This window comes from Cecembia lonarensis LW9 (genome assembly GCF_000298295.1).
Taxonomy (GTDB): domain Bacteria; phylum Bacteroidota; class Bacteroidia; order Cytophagales; family Cyclobacteriaceae; genus Cecembia; species Cecembia lonarensis.
In genome coordinates, this window is the sequence record NZ_AMGM01000265.1 from 1 (window position 1) to 760 (window position 760).

Here is a 760-nt window from a genome sequence, read left to right on the forward strand (position 1 = left end):
TCAGCGGCCTGTTGAATGGGTGACATGGCGGTCGATTTCTAAGTGATGAGCAGGTCGCAGGGTTCAGCGGATTCCCCGACGAGGTACCAGCGGAGGACCTGGAACGTTTCTGTTGGTTGGACGATGCCGATTTGTCGGTGGTTGGTCGCCGCAGGGGAATGCACAACCGCCTGGGATTTGCTGTTCAACTGATCACGGTGCGGGTAGTCGGACGTTTTTTGACGGATCCATTGGCTGTTCCGTGGCCGGTGGTGGAATCCCTGGCCGGGCAGCTGGGCATTGCCGATGCTTCCGTGCTCAAGCTGTATGCGCAGCGGGGACAGACCGGGTACGAGCACGCCGCGGAAATCTCCACCGAGTACGGGTATGCGGATTTCTCCGATCCGGCCAGGTACGAAGAGCTGAGGCTGTTTCTGGAGGCCCGGGCCTGGACTTCGTCGGAGGGACCGGTGCGTTTGTTTGAACGGGCAGCTCTCTGGCTGCGTGAGCGCAAGGTCCTTCTCCCCGGCGTCTCCACGTTGACACGACTGGTTTTAGAGGTCCGCTCCGGAGCAAATGACCGCCTCCATTCCATGCTGGTGGACGCGGCCGGCCCCGCATTGATTCTGGAATTGGAAGGTCTGCTTCGCGTTGGGGAGGGGTCACGGCTGACCGCGTGGGAACGGCTGCGGACCGGGCCCTCGAGGGTCTCGGTGCCGGAATTGCTGCGGCAGTTGGAGCGGCTGGCACGCCTGCGGGCCCTGGGTGCCGGGACCATCGA

The 760-nt window shown here is 62.9% G+C and carries 1 pseudogene; it reads left to right on the forward strand.

The annotated features are described in order from the left end of the window. Window positions 1-95 precede the first annotated feature (95 nt). Window positions 96-760: pseudogene (locus tag B879_RS24105) on the forward strand (DUF4158 domain-containing protein); the annotation flags it as partial.